The organism is Micromonospora sp. NPDC007271 (genome assembly GCF_040634005.1).
Lineage (GTDB): Bacteria > Actinomycetota > Actinomycetes > Mycobacteriales > Micromonosporaceae > Micromonospora.
Genome location: NZ_JBEYER010000003.1, coordinates 102,800 through 119,588 on the forward strand (window position 1 = coordinate 102,800; position 16,789 = coordinate 119,588).

Here is a 16,789-nt window from a genome sequence, read left to right on the forward strand (position 1 = left end):
TTGCTGAACACGTCGGGTCAAGGTCACGTCACGATCCTCCGCACGGTCGCCGCGGCCGGCTCAGCAGCGGGTCGGCTGCCCCCCGGCGCGCAGCGTCTCCAGCGCCTTCAGCGCGTCGTCCAGCGACGCCACCTTGAGCAGCGGCAGGTCGGGCTGCGGGTTGCGGACCGCCTCGGCGCAGTTGTCGGCCGGCACCAGGAACACCTTGGCCCCGGCCTGCTTGGCGCCGACCAGCTTCTGGGCGATGCCGCCGATCGGGCCGACCCGACCCTCGTCGTCGATGGTCCCGGTGCCGGCGATGATCTTTCCACCGGTCAGGTCGGCCGGCTCCAGCTTGTCGACGATGCCCAGGGCGAACATCAGCCCGGCGCTCGGCCCGCCGATGTCGCCGAGGTTGATCTTCAGGGTGAACGGATGCGGCTGCTGCTGGTCGATCTCCACGCCGATCCGCGGCCGGCCGTCCTGCTCCCGGCTGGTCACGGTGGCGGTCCCGGGCTGCCCGTCCCGGGTGTACCCGATCTTCAGGACGCTGCCCGCCGGCTTGGCCCGGATCAGCTCGGTGAGCCGGGCGGCGCTGGTCACCGGCTGGCCGTCGACCGAGGTGAGCACGTCGCCGGGCGCGAGCACGCCGACCGACGGCCCACCCTGGGTGACCGCCTTCACCAGCACCTGGACCGGGTAGCCCAGCTGGCGCAGGGCCGCCGTCTCCGCGCTGGTCTGCGAGTTCTGGAAGTCCTCGACGTTGCGCTTCTCGACCTCCTGCTGCGACTCGCCCGGCGGGTAGACCAGCTCGCGGGGCACCACCGCCTCGTCCCTGGAGAACCAGCCGGCCAGCGCCGAACGGAGCCGGACGGTGGGCTGCACCCCGACGGTGGTGAGCCGCAGCTGCCCGGCGGCGGTGGACGTCGGCCGGCCGGTTACCTGGATGATCTCCTTGCCGTCGGACGTGCCGAGGGTGTTGACCGTCGGGCCGGGACCGAGCACCACGTACGGGATGGGCACGCTCAGCACCCCGACGCTGAGCAGGGCGGTGAGCAGTGCACCGAGGAGGACGGTCACGCCGCGACGTCTCATGCGGCAGAGCGTACCGATCCGGGCGGACCCGCCCGGCGCGACGACCGGCGGACTTCGCCCTCGGCGCAACGCCGTCGCGGCGACCTGCGGCGCCACCCGCGTACCGTAGACCTCGTGCCTGATATTCCGTTCGGCTTCGCGCTCCCGGGTGGGCAACCACCAGACCCCAACGACCCCGCGCAGATGCAGCAGTTCATGGCGCAGTTGCAGCACCTGCTCTCCGCGCCGGGCAGCGGGCCGGTCAACTGGGACCTCGCCCGGCAGGTGGCCGCGAGTCAGCTCGCCGCCGCCGGCGACCCGGCGGTCTCGCCGTTCGAACGCAACGCGGTGGAGGAGGCGCTGCGCATCGCCGACCTCTGGCTGGAGCCGGCCACCTCGTGGCCCTCCGGCATCCGGACGTCGGTCGCCTGGAACCGCAACGAGTGGATCTACAAGACCCTCGACGTGTGGCGCAAGCTCTGCGACCCGGTGGCCAGCCGGATGGTCGGCGCGATGGGCGACCTGGTCCCGCCGGAGGCCCGGGCCCAGCTCGGCCCGATGCAGTCGATGGTGGCCACGCTGGGCGGCGCGCTCTTCGGCGGCCAGCTCGGCCAGGCGCTCGGCTCGCTCGCCGCCGAGGTGCTCTCCGCCGGCGACATCGGCCTGCCGCTCGGCCCGGCCGGCACCGCCGCGCTCGTCCCGGCCAACATCCGGGCGTACGGCGAGGGCCTGGAGCTCCCCGAGGACGAGGTACGCCTCTACGTCGCCCTGCGCGAGGCCGCCCACCAGCGGCTCTTCCAGCACGTGCCGTGGCTGCGCGGGCACGTGCTCACCGCGGTGGAGAACTACGCCGCCGGCATCCGGGTCAACCGGGAGGCGATCGAGGAGGCGATGGGCCGGGTCGACCCGACCGACCCGGAGTCGATGCAGGCGATCGCCCTGGAAGGGATCTTCACGCCGGAGGACAGCGCGGCGCAGAAGGCGTCCCTGGCCCGGCTGGAGACCGTGCTCGCCCTGGTCGAGGGCTGGGTCTGCCACGTCGTCGACAGCTCCGCCGGCGATCGGCTGCCCAACGTCGTACGCCTCGGTGAGGCGTTCCGCCGGCGCCGCGCCGCGGGCGGGCCGGCCGAGCAGACCTTCGCCGCCCTGGTCGGCCTGGAGCTGCGCCCGCGCCGGCTGCGGGAGGCGACCGTGCTCTGGGCGGCGCTGACCGAGCACCGCGGCATCGCCGGCCGGGACGCGGTCTGGGGCCACCCCGACCTGCTCCCCTCGGACGGCGACTTCGCCAACCCGGAGGCGTTCGCCGCGACCACCAGCGACCTGGACGAGGAGCTGGCCAGCTTCGACTTCACCGCCCCCGGCGCCCCTGAGGAGCAGCCCCCCAAGGAGGGCGACGACAAGTCCTGACCGGCCCCCCCGGTCGCGCTACCCCAAGATCCGCACAACGTCACGAGAACGGTGGCCTCGCGCTGGTGCCGAGGCCACGGTTTCCCGGATGTTGTGCGGATCTTGCTGTGTCCGCAGCGGTCAGCCGGGGCGGCCCATGAGCAGGGCGCGGGTGGTTTCCCAGCCTTCGCAGGCCGGGTCGAGGGTGGCCAGGTCGGCGGGGCCGCGCAGGCGGCGCCAGCCGGCGGTGACCGCCACGTCCCCCGGGCGCGGGGCGGCCGCGCGCACGTCGGCCGGCGCAGCCCGGTCCAGGTCCAGCGCCGGCAGCCACCGCGGTACGGGCAACCGGGCGGCCACGCCGAGCAGGCCGGGGCCGCTCCCCTCCGCCGGGGCCACCGCCACCGGGCGGCTGGAGAGTGGCCGGAGCAGCTTGCCCAGGGTGAGCCCGGGCACGTCCGGCGCGTCGGCGACCACCACGGCCGCCTGGTCGTAGCCGGTCAGCGCGGTGAGGACCGCGTTGACGGTCGGTTCCGGTACCTCGTGCACGGCGGTGCCGGGCCACACCACGGCGTCGGCCAGCCAGCGGTCCCCGGGCGTCACCGCGACCGCGGTCTCCACCTCGTTCAGCGTGGCGAGCAGGTCCACGACGTCCTCGGCGAGCGCGGTACGCCACCGCGTCGGGTCGATCCCCGGTGGCGTCCACACCACCGGAGCGAGCAACGCCACCACCACACGTCGGACCACTGCCCGACCCTAACCCCAGTGCCGATCCCCGGCCGCGCCGCGCCCATCGGCCGTCGCCGGTCCAGCGGGCCCCTGCCCAACGGCCCGTCGACGGCGGGACCGGCGGGGACTCAGCCGGCGAGGGCGACGGAGGCGACCCCCTCCAGGTAGCCCCGGGCCCGCTCGGTCTTCGGGTACCGGCCGACCAGCGTCCAGAACTGGGCGTTGTGGCTGGGCACGATCAGGTGCGCCAATTCGTGCAGGAGCACGTAGTCGATCACCCACTCGGGCATGTCCTGGATCCGGTGCGAGATCCGGATGGTGCGGTCGGCGGGGGTGCAGGAGCCCCAGCGGCCGTTCTGGTTGGTGACCCAGCGAACGCTGGCCGGAGCGGCCGCGGCGCGGTGCTCGGGCAGGTAGAGGTTGATCAGGCGGGCGGCCCGGGCCAGCAGCTCCGCGTCGGAGCGGGCGAGCCGGCCTTCCCGGGCGGCGAGTCGGGCCAGCATCCGGTCGACCCACTCGCTCTCCTCGGCGCGGGAGAACTGGTCGGGGATGAGCACCACGACCCGTTCCCCGTCGCGGTACGCGGACACCGTACGTCGCCGGCGCTGACTGCGCCGCACCTCGACGACCGGCTTCCGCGTCGCGGCCATCACTGGTCCGCGCAGCCTCGGATGACTGTCACGAGGGAAAGCTAATGCGTAATGACCAGGGGTCCGCAAGGGTCAACACGACGACACGCGCCCGGAAAGTGGTGGTTGGTCGCGAGGAGTCCTGAAAATTTTCTTTGCGGTGGCCACCCGACCGACTCTGATCACCCTTCGTGGCCGCGGGAACCGCCCGCCAGGCCGTCACCCACCGCGCCTCGCACACGTTAAGTGATCTACGGACGGGGCGTCACCCGGGGCCGCCAGAAGGGGAGTCTGAGCGCATTCACCCGGCGTGTCCCCGCCAAACTGACTTATCCGACCTAATGCGGCATGCACACTCTCGTCGTCGGCTTGCTCACAGAGTCGACGGACAGCTGACATGGAACCGCCCAGAGCTGGGTAGGGTCCGCCAACCAGCGGTCACGCGGGTGATCGCGGAGAACCCCCCGGCGCCGGAGCCACGCGTGGCCCGCCGCAGGGAAACCCGCCGGGCGCGCCCGGCGGACGAGACGAGGAGGGCTAGCGTGGCCGACCAGGCCCAGACCTACAACGGTTACTGCGTGAAGTGCAAGGAGAAGCGGGACTTCGAGGGGCGCATTGAGGTCTCGAAGACCGGCATGAACATGGCCAAGGGCAAGTGCCCGGTGTGCGGCACAACAGTGAACCGCATCCTCGGCAAGGCCAAGGCCTGATCCGTACGGATCGCGCGGGGGAGGGACGACCAGCTGGTCACCCTCCCCTGCGGCATGCCCGGCCCAGGGCTGTCGGCTGACCGACACTGGCTACCGCCCAGTTGTGGATAACCCGGCTTTTCCTGTGGACAGCCCTGAACACAGTCGGGCGCACCTGTGGACAACGATCGACGCGTAGCGCGGACACGGTCACGATTCGTGGCATGAGCGCCCGCACTCCCCTCGCCCGCCCGACGCTCCTGCCGGGCCTGACCCGGCTCTGGCGGGACCGGCACACCCTTCAGCTCGGGCTGGAGCCCGGCCGGGCCGTCCTGCTCGAGGTGGCCAACCCGCGGGCCACCGGCCTGCTCGACCTGCTGGACGGCACCCGCAGCGAGCGAGCGGTCCTCGCCTCCGCGGCCAGGGCCCAGGTGGCGCCGGACGAGGCCCGGGCCCTGCTGGACACGCTCCGGGCCGCGAATCTCGTCGTACCGGCGCACAGCCTGCTCCCCCGCGACCTGGCCGGGCCGCTCCGGGCCCGGCTGGCTGGCGAGGCCGACGCCCTGGCCCTGGCCACCACCGGGCTGCCCGGCACGCCGGCCCAGGTGCTGCGCCGCCGCCGGGCGGCCCGGGTGCTGGTCACCGGCGCCGGCGGGCTCGGCGGGGCGATCGCCGTCGCGCTGGCCCAGGCGGGCGTCGGTCACCTGGCGCCCGACCTGGCCGGCCCGGTCCGCCCGGACGACCTGGTCGGGACCGGCCTCACCGCCGCGGAGACGGGCCGTCCGCTGGCCGCCGCGATCCGGGGAGCGCTCGGCCGGAGCGCGCCGGGGACGGCGACCGGGCCGCTCCGCCGGGGCCGCGTCGACCTGGTGGTACAGCTCGGCGCGGACCGCCCCGCGGCTCTGCTCGCCGCCGGATACGCGCAGCGCCGCCAGCCCCACCTGCTGGTCGACGTGCGCGGTGGCGTGCCGGTGGTCGGCCCGCTGGTACGCCCACCGGCCGGTCCGTGCCTGGCCTGTCTCGACCTGCACCGGGTGGACCGGGACCCGGCCTGGCCGGCGCTCGCCGCCCAGCTGGCGGCCGACGGGACCGAGCGTCCCTGCGCCGCCACCACGCGGCTGGCGGCGGTGGCGTACGCGGCGGCGGAGGCGCTGGCCCACCTCGACGGCGGTGCCCCGGAGACCCTCGGCTGCGCCGTGGAGATCGCCGGGGCCGGTCTGCTGCGCCGCCGCCGGTGGCCGCCGCACCCCTCCTGCGGGTGCTCCGGGCGCCGCCCGATCCAAATCGGGACCACCCGCTCCCGGCTTCGCAGCAGCAGCGGGCCCGTCGAGTCGGTAACAATGACCGGGTGACCGACATCCCGCGCCGGGCCGTGTCCCGGACCGCCAAGCTCGCCGCTCTGCCGCTCGGCTTCGCCGGTCGGACCGTCCTCGGCATGGGCAAGCGGGTCACCGGGCTCGCGTCCGACGTCATCTCGGCCGAGATCCAGCAACGCACCGCCGAGCAGCTGTTCAGCGTGCTGGGGCAGCTCAAGGGCGGGGCGATGAAGTTCGGCCAGGCGCTGTCGGTCTTCGAGGCGGCGCTGCCCGAGGAGATCGCCGGGCCCTACCGTCAGGCGCTCACCAAGCTCCAGGAGGCCGCCCCGCCGCTGCCCGTGGCCACCGTGCACAAGGTGCTCGCCGAGCAGCTCGGGCCGGACTGGCGGGACCGGTTCGTGGAGTTCGACGACACTCCGGCCGCCGCCGCCAGCATCGGGCAGGTGCACCGCGCGGTCTGGCGCGACCCGGGTTACGGACCGGGCGGCGCACCGCACCACCGGGACGTCGCCGTGAAGATCCAGTACCCGGGCGCCGGAGACGCCCTGCTCACCGACCTGAAGCAGCTCTCCCGGCTGGGTGGCATGTTCCGCGCGATCCAGCCCGGGCTGGACGTCAAGCCGCTCCTGGTCGAGCTGCGCGAGCGGATCACCGAGGAGCTGGACTACGAGCTGGAGGCCGAGTCGCAGCGCACCTTCGCCGCGGCGTACGCCGACGACCCGCAGATCTTCGTCCCGGCGGTGCTGGACGCCTCGCCGCGGGTGCTGATCACCGAGTGGGTGGAGGGCATACCGCTCGCGGAGATCATCCGCGACGGCACCGAGAAGCAGCGCGACCAGGCCGGACGGCTGATGGCCGAGCTGCACCTGTCCGCGCCGATGCGCGCCGGGCTGCTGCACGCCGACCCGCACCCGGGCAACTTCCGGCTGCTCCCGGACGGCCGGCTCGGCGTGATCGACTTCGGCGCGGTGGCGCGGATGCCGGAGGGCACCCCCGAGCCGATCGGCCGGATCGCCGCGCGGGCGATCCGCGGCGACGCCGAAGGGGTGGTGGCCGGGCTGCGCGAGGAGGGCTTCGTCAGCCAGACCGAGCCGATCGACGCGCAGGCGCTGCTGGAGTGGCTCCAGCCGATGCTGACCCCGGTCGCCGAGGAGGAGTTCCGGTTCACCCGGGCCTGGCTGCGCGCCGAGGCGGCCCGGCTGGCCAGCCCCCGGTCGCCCTCGTTCCAGTTGAGCCGGCAGCTCAACCTGCCCCCGTCCTACCTGCTCATCCACCGGGTGACGCTGGGCTCGATCGGGGTGCTGTGCCAGTTGGAGGCGAAGGCGCCCTACCGGGCGATCCTGGAACGCTGGCTGCCCGGCTTCGCCCCGGTGAGCTGACCGGCGCCCCGCGGGAGCCGGGCGTACGCACACCGGTGGGCCGAGCGCGGCGGCCGTCCCGCACAAGGCGCCGCCGTGGTACGACGGAGGGCGGCGACCATCCGGCCGCCGCCCCCGTCGTAGTGGTAGGGATCTAGAGAACGCCCAGGTCGCGAGCCGATCGGCTCCGACTCTTCATCGCGACGGTACGGGCGGAACGGGTTGCCTCAGTGCTCGTGGTGGTGCCGGCCTGAGGCCGGGGCATTCGAGCCCGGGACAACGCTTCGTGAAGTAGTTGCATCTCGGTTCCGTTCGACAGGTGCAGCATAGGTTTCGACTTTCTCTCTCGGCCGGTGGGTCACCGGCGACGGACGTGTGGAACGGGGTGTGTCAGGCCGCCAACCGGACGGCGTTGCGCGACTCGGACAGCCCACTGGCCGCCAGCCGCGCCTCGGCCTCGACCCGGAGCTGGGCGTCGCGGGCGAGGTCCTCCTTGCGCGGACGGCCACGGGGCCGCTTGCGCGGGACGACCGCGCCACGCTCGAAGATCTCGCCGCCCCAGACGCCCCAGGGCTCGGCCCGCTCCACCGCCCCGGCGAGGCACTCGACGCGCAGCGGGCAGTCCCCGCAGAGCGACTTGGCCAGCTCGAGCTCGTTGGGCGAGTCGGAGAACCACAGGTCGGGGTCGAACTTCCGGCAGGGCAGGTTCGCCTCCACCTCGACGCTCACGTCGAGCGGGGCCAACGCCAGACTCATCCTCCGGTCACCTCTCTCTCACTTCGATCTCGTGGATCGCATTTCCGACGTACTTCGGCACTACGGCGGTGCAAAAAAACTGAGGCCGCGGATCCCGGTGTGCGGGTTCCGCGGCCTCGAGGTGAGCCGGTGGTCTGGTGGATCAGACCGGTCTACCTCGAGGTGGAACGCCGCGGACATCGGTGCGCTTGACGCCATCGATGCCCATGCCCGTGAAGCCACTGGTCCCCTCGAACCCAGCCAGCGGCGCGACGGTCAGGTTCAGCTCGGCCTGAACCTGGGCCTGGTGCGGCTGCGGGACCGACGGTCGAGCGGCAAGGGCCACCCGGACGGCCGACAGCGGAGCGCAGGCAGCTGGCATCGCCGCCGGACGCTCATAGATGAAGATCCTCATTGGTGCCACCTCCCTGACTTCCTCGTGCCGACCATGGACTCGTCCCCCGTGAGCAGCCCGAATGGCGCCGCTCGCGAGGTGTGCCCTGAGGCTATTCCTCGCCTCGGGGCGAGGGCAAACGATTTAACGGTCAGATTCGAAACTTTTCTGTGGGCAGACATCGTCCACCGCCGCGCCCGCCACGAGGGCCAGCACGGTATCGCCGTAAAGTCCCAGTTTGCGGGGGCCGATCCCGGCGATCGCGATGAGTTCCTCGCTGCGTCCCGGCTTGCGCTCGGCCAGCGCGGTGAGCGTCGCGTCGGTGAAGACGACGTACGCCGGCACCCGCTGCGCCTCGGCCACCCGCTGCCGCCACTCGCGCAGCCGCGCGTGCAGCTCCTCGTCGACGTCGGACGGGCAGGTCGGACAGCGCCCCAGCTTGCGGTCCGCCCCGGCGAGCAGGGTGGCCCCGCAGATCCGGCAGGAGACCACCTGGGTCCGGCGCCGCTCGGTCCGCCGGGCCGCGCCGGCACCGGCCCGCTCGGTGCCGCCCGAGCGGTCGAGCTGCGGCAGGAACCGGGACGGCCGCCGGGCCCGTCCGCCGGGCGAGCGGGCCGCGGCGTACGACAGCCAGAGCCGTTCCCGCGCCCGGGTGATCCCGACGTAGAGCAGTCGGCGTTCCTCCTCGACCTGCTCGGGAGTCTTCGCGTACGAGGTGGGCAGGGTGCCCTCGACGAGGCCGACCAGGAAGACGGCGTCCCACTCCAGGCCCTTGGCGGAGTGCAGCGAGGCCAGCGTGACCCCCTCCACGGTGGGTACGTGCTGCTGCGCCGCCCGCCGGGCCAACTCCTCGGTGAAGTCGGCGAGGGTCACCGGGCGCTCGACGGCGGCGGCCTCCCCGATCGGCACCACCGGCGGGGTGGCCGCGTACTCCTCGGCCAGCTGGACCAGGGCGGCGAGCGCCTCCCACCGCTCCCGGGCGGCGCCACCGGGCGGGGGCGCGTCAGGCGCCCAGCCGACCGCGGCCAGCCCTTCGATCACGGCGGCCGGCAGCGGGACGGAGCCGTCGATCGAGCGGGTGGCGGCGCGCAGGGCCACCATCGCCTGACGTACCTCGGGCCGCTCGAAGAAGCGTTCCGCCCCCTGCACCTGGTACGGCACCCGGGCCTCGGTGAGCGCCTTCTCGTACGCCTCGGACTGGGCGTTGGTGCGGAACAGCACCGCGATCTCCCGGGCCGGAGTGCCGCCGTCGATCAGCGTCCGGCAGCGGGTGGCGACCGCGTTGGCCTCGGCCGGCTCGTCGGTGAAGATCCGCAGCTCGGGTTCCGGGCCCGGCGGGCGCTGGCCGTGCAGCTCCAGCCGCAGCCGGGCCTCGGCGCCCCGGGCCGGCGAGATCACCGCGTTGGCCAGCCCGACCACCTGTGGGGTGGAGCGGTAGTCGCGGACCAGCCGGACCACCGTGGCGTGGCGGTACCGGCGCGGGAAGTCGACCAGGTACGACGAGGTCGCCCCGGTGAACGAGTAGATCGTCTGGCTGGCGTCGCCGACCACGGTGAGGTCGTCCCGGCCGCCGAGCCAGGCGTCCAGCAGCCGCTGCTGGAGCGGGTTGACGTCCTGGTACTCGTCGACGACGAAGTGCCGGTACTGGCCGCGTACCTGCTCGGCGACGTCGGCGTGCTCCTCGATGCCCCAGACCGCGGCCCGCAGCAGGTCCTCGAAGTCGATCACGCCGGTGCTCCGCTTGAGCCGCTCGTACGCCGCGAAGACCTCGGCGACCTTCGCCGGCTCGTACGGGGTCTCGCGCAGCGCCTTGGCCGCGGCCACCACGTACTCCCCGGGCTCGACCAGGGACGACTTGGCCCACTCGATCTCGCCGGCGAGGTCGCGGGCGGCGGCCCGGTCGGCGCGCAGGCCGACCTTGGCGGCGGCCAGGGTGACCACCCGGACCTTGCTGTCCAGCAACTCGGGCAGGGCGCGCCCGTCGAGCAGCCGGGGCGCGAAGTAGCGCACCTGGCGCAGCGCCGCCGCATGGAAGGTACGCGCCTGCACGGCGGCGACCCCCAGCGCGGTGAGCCGGGCCCTCATCTCGGCGGCGGCGCGGGCGGTGAAGGTGACCGCCAGCACGTGCCGGGCGGAGATGTCACCGGTGAGCGCGCGGTGGGCGATCCGGGCGGTCACCGCACGGGTCTTGCCCGTCCCGGCGCCGGCCAGGATGCAGACCGGACCGGTCGGGGCGGTCACCGCGGACCGCTGCTCCGGATCCAGTCCGGCGAGCACCCGTTCCGCCGCTGAGTGAACCACCACAGGAAGGAATCCTCTCAGCCCCCGACGATGTTGCAGCGGTTAGCCTGGCCTGACCGGACCGGGCGCGAGCCATCCCCTTGGAGGACCTGACCATGCTGACGATGTATTCCACCCCGTGGTGCGGCTACTGCCACCGGCTGAAGTCGCAGCTCGACCGGGAGGGCATCGCGTACGAGGTGGTCGACATCGAGCAGGACCCGAAGGCCGCGGAGTTCGTGATGAGCGTCAACGGCGGCAACCAGACGGTCCCGACCCTGCGTTTCGCCGACGGCAGCGCCCTCACCAACCCCTCGATCACCCAGGTCAAGCAGCACCTCGCCGCCCTCCCCAGCTGACCCACCCGCCCCACCCCGCCCCCCGGAGCAGCGGGTTGACCAGGAGGTCATCGCCCTCGGGACCGGCGTGTCGCGACCACAACCTCGTGATCAACGGCGGCCTCCGGGGAGCGGCGGGGGGCGGGGACGGGAGTGGGGGCTGACGGTGGCGGGGTGAGGCCCCGGTTGCGCCAGAGGTACCCCCCGGCGGCGATGGTGACCACGCCGACCAGGGCGAACAGCAGGCGGTAGTCGACGACGCCGACCAGCAGGGCGCCGGTGCCGATGGAGAGCGCCTGCGGACCGCTGACCAGCGCCTCGGAGGCGGCGGCCACCCGGCCGAGCAGCCCCGGCGGGGTACGCCGCTGGATCAGCGTGTTGAGCCCCACCATGGTCAACGGCAGCGACACCCCGGCCAGGACCAGCGCCACCACGCCGAGCCAGAGCCGGGGGTACGCGAGCGCCAGCGCGGCCGGCCCGAAGCAGGTCACCCCGGCGGCGAGCGCCCCCACCTCCCCGGCCCGGCGTACCACGCTGGCCGAGACCAGCCCGCCGACCAGCCCGCCGATGCCCTGCACGGTGACGAGCACGCCGACGAACGCCGCGTCCCGGCGCAGCCCCAGGTCGACGTACGCGAAGATCAGCGACTCGGTGAAGCCCATCACCAGCGAGCCGAGCCCGTAGCCGAACAGGGCCCGGCGCAGCGCGGCCTCGCCGGCCAGGTGTCGCAGGCCGGCGCCCAGCTCGGCCGGCCAGCGCAGCTCGGCGCCGGGCGGCCCGGACTCGGTGACCCGGAGCAGGCCGACCACGGCCGCCGCGGCGAGGAAACCGGCCATCGCGAGCGTGACCAGCAGCCACCCCCCGACGGCGGCGTAGAGCCCGGCACCGGCGAGCGGGCCGACCAGCCGCAGGCCCTGCCGTACGGTCTGCAGCACCCCGTTCGCGTCGGCCAGCAGCTCGCTCGGCACCAGGTGCCGGATCAGCCCGCTCAGCGCCGCGCTCAACGCGATGTACGACAGGCCGTAGCACGCCGCCACCAGGTAGATGATCCAGACGTCGGCGCGGTCGCGAACCATGAAGAGCGGCCCGAGCAGCACCGCCGTGCCGAGGTTGGCGACCAGGAAGAAGGGCCGGCGGCGGTACCGGTCGACGACCCAGCCGACCAGCGGCGCCAACGCCATCGGCGCGATGATCGCGAAGATGACCGCCCCGGCCATGCCGTCCGAGCCGGTCAGGTCCTTCGCCCAGACGGCGAGGGCCAGCAGCAGGATCGACTCGGCCGCCATGCTGGCCAGCAGGGCGGCGAAGAGCAGGCGGAAGTCGGGGCGACGCAGAACGATGCGCATCGGGTTTCCTCCGGCGGGGGCGCGCGCGTCGGGGGCGGGTGTCCGGGCGGGACGCTCTCGTCCGGGCCGGTCCGACGACCCGCCAGAGTCCTCTTTTTGTCTCGAGACACGCCCTCGCCGGAACCTCCGACACCGGTCGCGCCGTCCATACTGGCCGTGGGGGGCGAACTTCATACAGTTACCGTCGCGTCCTGCGGCGGTCGACGGAAAGAGGACACCGTGCCTCCTGCCGCACCAGGCCCGATCCTGCGCCGTCGCAGGCTCGGCACCGAGTTGCGCCGACTGCGTGAGCAGGCCGGCCTCACCGGCGACCAGGTCATCGAGCGGATCGGCTGGGCCTCCGCGTCCAAGCTGTCCCGCCTGGAGAACGGGCGCAGCCGCCCCGACCCGGACGACGTCGGCGTCCTGCTGACCCTCTACGGCGCGGACGGCGAACTGCGCGAGGAGTTGCTGGGGATCACCGTGGAGGCCGGCGACATGCGCGGCTGGCTGCGCAACTTCCCGGTGATGACCCAGCAGCAGCGCGCCTTCGCCGAGCTGGAGGCGGGCTGCGCCGAGATCTCGGAGTACAACCCGGTGCTGGTCCCCGGGCTGCTCCAGACCCCTGGTTACGCCTGGCACCGGATCAGCTCCGCGTCCAGGGTGGCGAAGCAGGCCGGCGACCCGGAGAGCGAGGATCCGGAGACCGAGGTACGCGCCCGCCAGGCCCGCCAGTCGCTGCTGACCCGCCCCGACGCGCCGCGTTACACGGCGGTCCTGGAGGAGGCGGCCCTCGGCCGCCGCGCCGGCCCGCGCGAGGTGCTGCACGAGCAGGTCGTGCACCTCTGCGAGCTGGCCATGCTGCCGAACGTGACGCTGCACCTGCTGCTGCGGGACACCCGGGTCGGCGACTGGTACCTCCCGCCGACCGCCTTCTCGGTCTACCGGTTCGCCGATCCGCTCGACCCGGAGACGCTGGCCATCGAAGGTGGGTTCACCGACGTCATGTCGACCGAGGCAAACACCCTAAATCGCTATAAAGTGGCCTTCGAGTGGCTATGCTCGGCGGCGCTCTCCGCATCGGACACCCTCTCCTGGCTCATCGAGGCGACGGGACGGCTGACCGAAACGGCGGTCGAGTCCACCGCGGCGTTCGGGCCGGCAACGGCGCCGGCCCAGCGCCGCCGCGACTCGGGGCGCCTGACGCCGGACCGGTGATCCAAGCGGACATTCCGTCCGGCCCGCGCGGCGTCACTCGTCCCATCGGAGCACTCCAGACCAGGAGCAGAACCATGAACGAGATCCGCAACAGCTCGTCCAACCTCGCGCCGCAGCTCGCCGGCGCCGCCTGGCGTAAGAGCACCCGCAGCCAGACCTCGAACTGCGTCGAGGTCGCACCCCTGCGGACCGGGCCGGCGGCGGTGGCGCTCCGGGACAGCAAGGACCCGAGTGGGCCGGTGCTGCTGTTCAACCGGGCCGGCTGGCTCGGCTTCATCGCCGGTGCGAAGAACGGGCAGTTCGCGCTGAACTGATCCGCCGAGCACCCCGGGGCCGTCGGCTCGCGCCGGCGGCCCCGTCGTGTGTCCACCCCCGACAACCGGGCTGACCTGGACTCATCCGATCAGTCCACGGGCGCGAACGACCGTCGAGTTTCACTTGCTGGGACGGCCACCGGGCGTAACATGTCGAAAGAGTGACGTGGAAGTTCCAGCGCGTATCCGTCCGTCCGCACCCGGGGGACATCATGCGGTTCCTGATCGTCCGCACCGAGATCCGTGCCGCCGCCGACACCGACATCGCCGCCGCCTGGGCAGGTGGTGGTCGACTGCGCGACGAGACCACCGCGCCGGAGCCGCGCCGCCAGGTCGTCCACGCCGAGGACCGGGACGCGGCTCTGCTGCTGGCTCGGGCCCTGGCGTGCGTGGGGGCCGTACGCGCCGGCCGGCACCGGGTCAAGGTGCTCCCGCTCGAGGAGCACGATCCCGCCGACCCCTACCGGTGGGGCGGCAGCTGACCCACCCGACGCCCGTCGTGGCCGGACCGGCTCCCCCGCCGCGTTCCTCGCCGCACCGGCCACGACGGCCCGTGTTCCCGGCCCGGAGCCGCCGCGGCAACGACGGTTCCGGGCCGGGGCCGTATTCCAGACGGGCCGCCCGCCCGGCGCGCCGGCAAGGTGGCGGCGGGTCAGCAGTGCCCGTCGAGCCAGCGGTGGACGAGGAACAGGGCGATCGACGAGGGCGGCGGAAGGACCAGTCGCTCCCCGTCGACGTCGACCGGCTCCCCGGCCAGCGCGGCGCCGACCTCGCGGCGGGTGAACCAACGGGCGTGGGCGATCTCGGCGGGGTCCACCCGGATCGGCTCGTCGGCGTCGGCGCGGGCCAGGAAGCCGAGCATCAGCGAGCCGGGGAACGGCCAGGACTGGCTGCCGGCGTACGCGATCTCCGCGACGCGGACGCCGACCTCCTCACGGACCTCGCGGAGCACGGCGGCCTCGGCCGACTCCCCGGGCTCGACGTAGCCGGCCAGGCAGGAGTATCGGCGCTCCCCCGGGGTGCCCGCCCAGGCCGCGTTGCTGCCGAGCAGACAGCGCCCCTCCGGGCCGTCCACCGCGTCGTGGACCAGCACGATCATGGCCGGGTCGGTGTGCGGCCAGACCCGCTCGCCGAGCGCGTCGACCCGCGACCAACCGGCCTCGTCGACCTGGGTGGAGTGCCCGGTGACCGACGAGTACCCGTGCCGGACGTGCCAGTTCAGCAGGGCCAGCCCGGTGGTGAAGATCCCCGCGTCCCGGTCGGCCAGCAGGTGACCCACCTCGCGCAGGTTGGCCCGGCGGGTGCCGGGCAACTCGGGCAGCGGCGCGTCCACCGCGAAGACCGGCACGCCGTCCGGCTCGACGCCGAGGAACATCGGCACCGACCGGGGCACCTCCGGCAGCTCGTCCGAGCCGACCAGGACCAGCTCCGGCGGGGCGGCCGCGCCACGGACCAGAGCTCGGCCGTCGTCGGCCGAGTCCAGCACCAGCACCCGAGCCCGCTCCCACGCCTCGGCGAGCCAGTCCGGGTCGGTACGCCGGTGCGCCGCCCGGTCCAGCGTCGACCGGGCCAGCGGCGGAGTGGTCTCGCCGCTCACGCCGCCGCCCCGCTGCTGAGCCTGACGGTTCGCGCGCTCACGCCGGTTCCGTCCGCACGGGGGTGAGCGCGGCCAGCGGCTCCGCGACCCGCTCGGCGTCGCCGAGGACCACCGTGACCGCCTTCGCCGGGGCGAGATAGCGCGCCGCCACCTCGGCCACGTCGTCCACCGTCGCCTTCGCCAGCCGGGCGGCGTGCTCGGCGAGGAAGTCCAGGCGCAACCCGTTGCCGGCGTACGCGCTGGTCAGCGAGGCCAGCCCGGCCTGGGTGGACATGCCGAGCTGGAGCGTGCCGAGGGCGTACTGCCGGGCCTGCTCCAGCTCGTCCGGCTTGGGCGGGAGCGCGGCCAGGCGGCCCAGCTCGTACATGGTCTCCAGCAGCGCGGGGCCGGTCACCTCGGTGGCCACCTCGGCACCGGCGACCAGCACCGACCCGGCCACCGAGTGCTCGATCAGCGAATGCGGCCCGTACGTGTAGCCCTTGTCCTCGCGGATGTTCTCCACCCAACGGGAGGAGAAGTAGCCGCCGAAGACCAGGTTGGCCAGCTGCAGCGCGGCGTGGTCGGGGTGGGTGCGGGGCACCGCCGGCAGGGCGACCCGCAACGAGGACTGCACCGAACCGGGCCGGTCGACCAGCAGCAGCGGGCCGGGCTCCAGCGGCGGGGCCGGCGGCAGCTCCTCCGTGTGCCCGGCACCGCTCCACCCGGACAGTGCCTGCTCGGCGGCGTCCAACGCCCGGTCCGGGTGCACGTCGCCGACCAGCACCAGCACCGCACCGGCCGGGTGCACCCGATCGGCGTGCAGCCGGCGCAGCACGGGCGGGCGGACCGTACGGACCTGGTCCGGCTCGGGGGTCTGCACCGCGTACGGGTGGCGGCCGTAGATCCGCTTGAGCAGCGCGGTCCGGGCCAGGTGGGCGGGCTGGCTCCGGGCGACCTGGATCCGGTCGACCAGCCGGTCCCGCTCGGTCTCCACCCAGTCGGCGGGGTAGATCGCCCCGGTGAGCACGTCGGCGAGCAGCTCCAGCATCCTGCCCAGGCCGCTGACCAGGCTGGCCCCGGAGAGCATCAGCCGGTCAGGATCGATCCCGGCGGAGAGGCCCCCGCCGACCTTCTGCAGCTCGGCGGCGATCTGGGTCGCGGTGTGAGTCGCCGTGCCGGAGAGGATGGTCTGCGCCAGCATCGCGCCACGCGCCAGGTGAGCGCGCCCGAACGGCATCCAGAGCCGCAGCTCGACCAGCGGGACCGCCTTCCGGCGTACCGCGATCACGGTGAGCCCGTTGGTGAGCGTGCGCTCGGCCTGGGTCGGCAGCTTGAGCTTGCGGGTGGGGCCGAGCGGCGGCAGCGGCCGGGCCCCGGTCTCCACGATCGCCGTCACTGGCCCTCCTCCGTTCGCGACTGCGGGGCTCGCAAACCCGGCTCACTCCTCGCGCT

At 73.8% G+C, this 16,789-nt stretch carries 17 protein-coding genes; 8 read left to right on the forward strand and 9 right to left on the reverse strand.

Going from position 1 to position 16,789, the window contains the following annotated elements:
* Positions 1–60: 60 nt before the first annotated feature.
* A complete protein-coding gene (locus tag ABZ570_RS02355) occupies positions 61–1,074 on the reverse strand; it encodes a PDZ domain-containing protein (RefSeq protein WP_358055889.1) in 1,014 nt (337 codons plus the stop codon).
* A 183-nt stretch (positions 1,075–1,257) separates the two neighbouring features.
* On the opposite strand from ABZ570_RS02355, the gene ABZ570_RS02360 reads away from it, so the two are divergent.
* Positions 1,258–2,460 (forward strand): zinc-dependent metalloprotease, encoded by a 1,203-nt coding sequence (locus ABZ570_RS02360; protein ID WP_358055978.1) that lies wholly within the window; start codon positions 1,258–1,260, stop codon positions 2,458–2,460.
* Positions 2,461–2,580: 120 nt separating this feature from the next.
* Here the strand turns inward: ABZ570_RS02360 and ABZ570_RS02365 are convergent, their stop codons facing one another.
* Both ABZ570_RS02365 and ABZ570_RS02370 read right to left on the reverse strand, forming a co-directional pair.
* Positions 2,581–3,183, reverse strand: coding sequence for a hypothetical protein (locus ABZ570_RS02365; RefSeq protein ID WP_358055891.1), 603 nt, complete (start codon positions 3,181–3,183; stop codon positions 2,581–2,583).
* Positions 3,184–3,293: 110 nt separating this feature from the next.
* Complete coding sequence (locus ABZ570_RS02370; RefSeq protein WP_358055893.1) at positions 3,294–3,815, reverse strand: M48 family metallopeptidase; 522 nt, start codon at positions 3,813–3,815, stop codon at positions 3,294–3,296.
* A 521-nt stretch (positions 3,816–4,336) separates the two neighbouring features.
* On the opposite strand from ABZ570_RS02370, the gene ABZ570_RS02375 reads away from it, so the two are divergent.
* The 3 genes from ABZ570_RS02375 (at position 4,337) to ABZ570_RS02385 (ending at position 7,178) form a co-directional block, all read left to right on the forward strand.
* A complete protein-coding gene (locus ABZ570_RS02375; RefSeq protein ID WP_358055895.1) occupies positions 4,337–4,504 on the forward strand; it encodes a DUF5679 domain-containing protein in 168 nt (55 codons plus the stop codon).
* A gap of 203 nt (positions 4,505–4,707) precedes the next feature.
* A complete protein-coding gene (locus ABZ570_RS02380) occupies positions 4,708–5,835 on the forward strand; it encodes a TOMM precursor leader peptide-binding protein (RefSeq protein ID WP_358055897.1) in 1,128 nt (375 codons plus the stop codon).
* Entirely contained in the window at positions 5,832–7,178 is a 1,347-nt protein-coding gene (locus ABZ570_RS02385) for an AarF/ABC1/UbiB kinase family protein (protein ID WP_358055899.1), read from the forward strand. The genes ABZ570_RS02380 and ABZ570_RS02385 overlap by 4 nt, the downstream gene beginning before the upstream one ends.
* Positions 7,179–7,547: 369 nt before the next feature.
* On the opposite strand, the gene ABZ570_RS02390 is transcribed toward ABZ570_RS02385, so the two are convergent.
* The 3 genes from ABZ570_RS02390 to ABZ570_RS02400 all read right to left on the reverse strand — a co-directional run bounded on the left by ABZ570_RS02390 (position 7,548) and on the right by ABZ570_RS02400 (position 10,590).
* A complete protein-coding gene (locus ABZ570_RS02390; protein WP_358055901.1) occupies positions 7,548–7,913 on the reverse strand; it encodes a WhiB family transcriptional regulator in 366 nt (121 codons plus the stop codon).
* Between the two features lie 142 nt (positions 7,914–8,055).
* Positions 8,056–8,307 (reverse strand): hypothetical protein, encoded by a 252-nt coding sequence (locus ABZ570_RS02395; RefSeq protein WP_358055903.1) that lies wholly within the window; start codon positions 8,305–8,307, stop codon positions 8,056–8,058.
* 123 nt (positions 8,308–8,430) lie between these two features.
* Positions 8,431–10,590, reverse strand: coding sequence for an ATP-dependent DNA helicase UvrD2 (locus ABZ570_RS02400; RefSeq protein ID WP_358055905.1), 2,160 nt, complete (start codon positions 10,588–10,590; stop codon positions 8,431–8,433).
* Positions 10,591–10,682: 92 nt separating this feature from the next.
* Between ABZ570_RS02400 and ABZ570_RS02405 the strand changes: the two genes are divergently transcribed.
* The gene (locus ABZ570_RS02405; protein WP_265005085.1) at positions 10,683–10,925 is read left to right on the forward strand and encodes a mycoredoxin; all 243 of its coding nucleotides are present in this window, start codon (positions 10,683–10,685) and stop codon (positions 10,923–10,925) included.
* A gap of 47 nt (positions 10,926–10,972) precedes the next feature.
* On the opposite strand, the gene ABZ570_RS02410 is transcribed toward ABZ570_RS02405, so the two are convergent.
* Positions 10,973–12,250, reverse strand: coding sequence for an MFS transporter (locus ABZ570_RS02410; protein WP_358055907.1), 1,278 nt, complete (start codon positions 12,248–12,250; stop codon positions 10,973–10,975).
* A gap of 219 nt (positions 12,251–12,469) precedes the next feature.
* Here ABZ570_RS02410 and ABZ570_RS02415 point away from each other — a divergent pair, with 219 nt between their 5' ends.
* The 3 genes from ABZ570_RS02415 (at position 12,470) to ABZ570_RS02425 (ending at position 14,243) form a co-directional block, all read left to right on the forward strand.
* Complete coding sequence (locus ABZ570_RS02415) at positions 12,470–13,447, forward strand: helix-turn-helix transcriptional regulator (protein WP_358055909.1); 978 nt, start codon at positions 12,470–12,472, stop codon at positions 13,445–13,447.
* 74 nt (positions 13,448–13,521) lie between these two features.
* Positions 13,522–13,761, forward strand: a complete 240-nt coding sequence (locus tag ABZ570_RS02420; RefSeq protein ID WP_358055911.1) for a DUF397 domain-containing protein — start codon at positions 13,522–13,524, stop codon at positions 13,759–13,761.
* Between the two features lie 212 nt (positions 13,762–13,973).
* Positions 13,974–14,243, forward strand: coding sequence for a hypothetical protein (locus ABZ570_RS02425; RefSeq protein WP_358055980.1), 270 nt, complete (start codon positions 13,974–13,976; stop codon positions 14,241–14,243).
* A gap of 170 nt (positions 14,244–14,413) precedes the next feature.
* Here the strand turns inward: ABZ570_RS02425 and nudC are convergent, their stop codons facing one another.
* Positions 14,414–15,358, reverse strand: coding sequence for an NAD(+) diphosphatase (gene nudC / locus ABZ570_RS02430; protein WP_358055913.1), 945 nt, complete (start codon positions 15,356–15,358; stop codon positions 14,414–14,416).
* Between the two features lie 37 nt (positions 15,359–15,395).
* On the reverse strand, positions 15,396–16,733 hold the full coding sequence (locus ABZ570_RS02435) for a pitrilysin family protein (protein WP_358055914.1): 1,338 nt from the start codon (positions 16,731–16,733) through the stop codon (positions 15,396–15,398).
* Between the last annotated feature and the right edge of the window lie 56 nt (positions 16,734–16,789).

What these genes read in the sequence shown, in the direction of transcription:
- ABZ570_RS02355 (WP_358055889.1), bottom strand. Translation starts at nt 1,074, where the DNA reads ATGAGACGTCGCGGCGTGACCGTCCTCCTCGGTGCACTGCTCACCGCC.
- ABZ570_RS02370 (WP_358055893.1), bottom strand. Translation starts at nt 3,815, where the DNA reads ATGGCCGCGACGCGGAAGCCGGTCGTCGAGGTGCGGCGCAGTCAGCGC.
- ABZ570_RS02390 (WP_358055901.1), bottom strand. Translation starts at nt 7,913, where the DNA reads ATGAGTCTGGCGTTGGCCCCGCTCGACGTGAGCGTCGAGGTGGAGGCG.
- ABZ570_RS02405 (WP_265005085.1), top strand. Translation starts at nt 10,683, where the DNA reads ATGCTGACGATGTATTCCACCCCGTGGTGCGGCTACTGCCACCGGCTG.
- ABZ570_RS02380 (WP_358055897.1), top strand. Translation starts at nt 4,708, where the DNA reads ATGAGCGCCCGCACTCCCCTCGCCCGCCCGACGCTCCTGCCGGGCCTG.
- ABZ570_RS02410 (WP_358055907.1), bottom strand. Translation starts at nt 12,250, where the DNA reads ATGCGCATCGTTCTGCGTCGCCCCGACTTCCGCCTGCTCTTCGCCGCC.
- ABZ570_RS02395 (WP_358055903.1), bottom strand. Translation starts at nt 8,307, where the DNA reads ATGAGGATCTTCATCTATGAGCGTCCGGCGGCGATGCCAGCTGCCTGC.
- ABZ570_RS02425 (WP_358055980.1), top strand. Translation starts at nt 13,974, where the DNA reads ATGCGGTTCCTGATCGTCCGCACCGAGATCCGTGCCGCCGCCGACACC.
- ABZ570_RS02360 (WP_358055978.1), top strand. Translation starts at nt 1,258, where the DNA reads ATGCAGCAGTTCATGGCGCAGTTGCAGCACCTGCTCTCCGCGCCGGGC.
- ABZ570_RS02420 (WP_358055911.1), top strand. Translation starts at nt 13,522, where the DNA reads ATGAACGAGATCCGCAACAGCTCGTCCAACCTCGCGCCGCAGCTCGCC.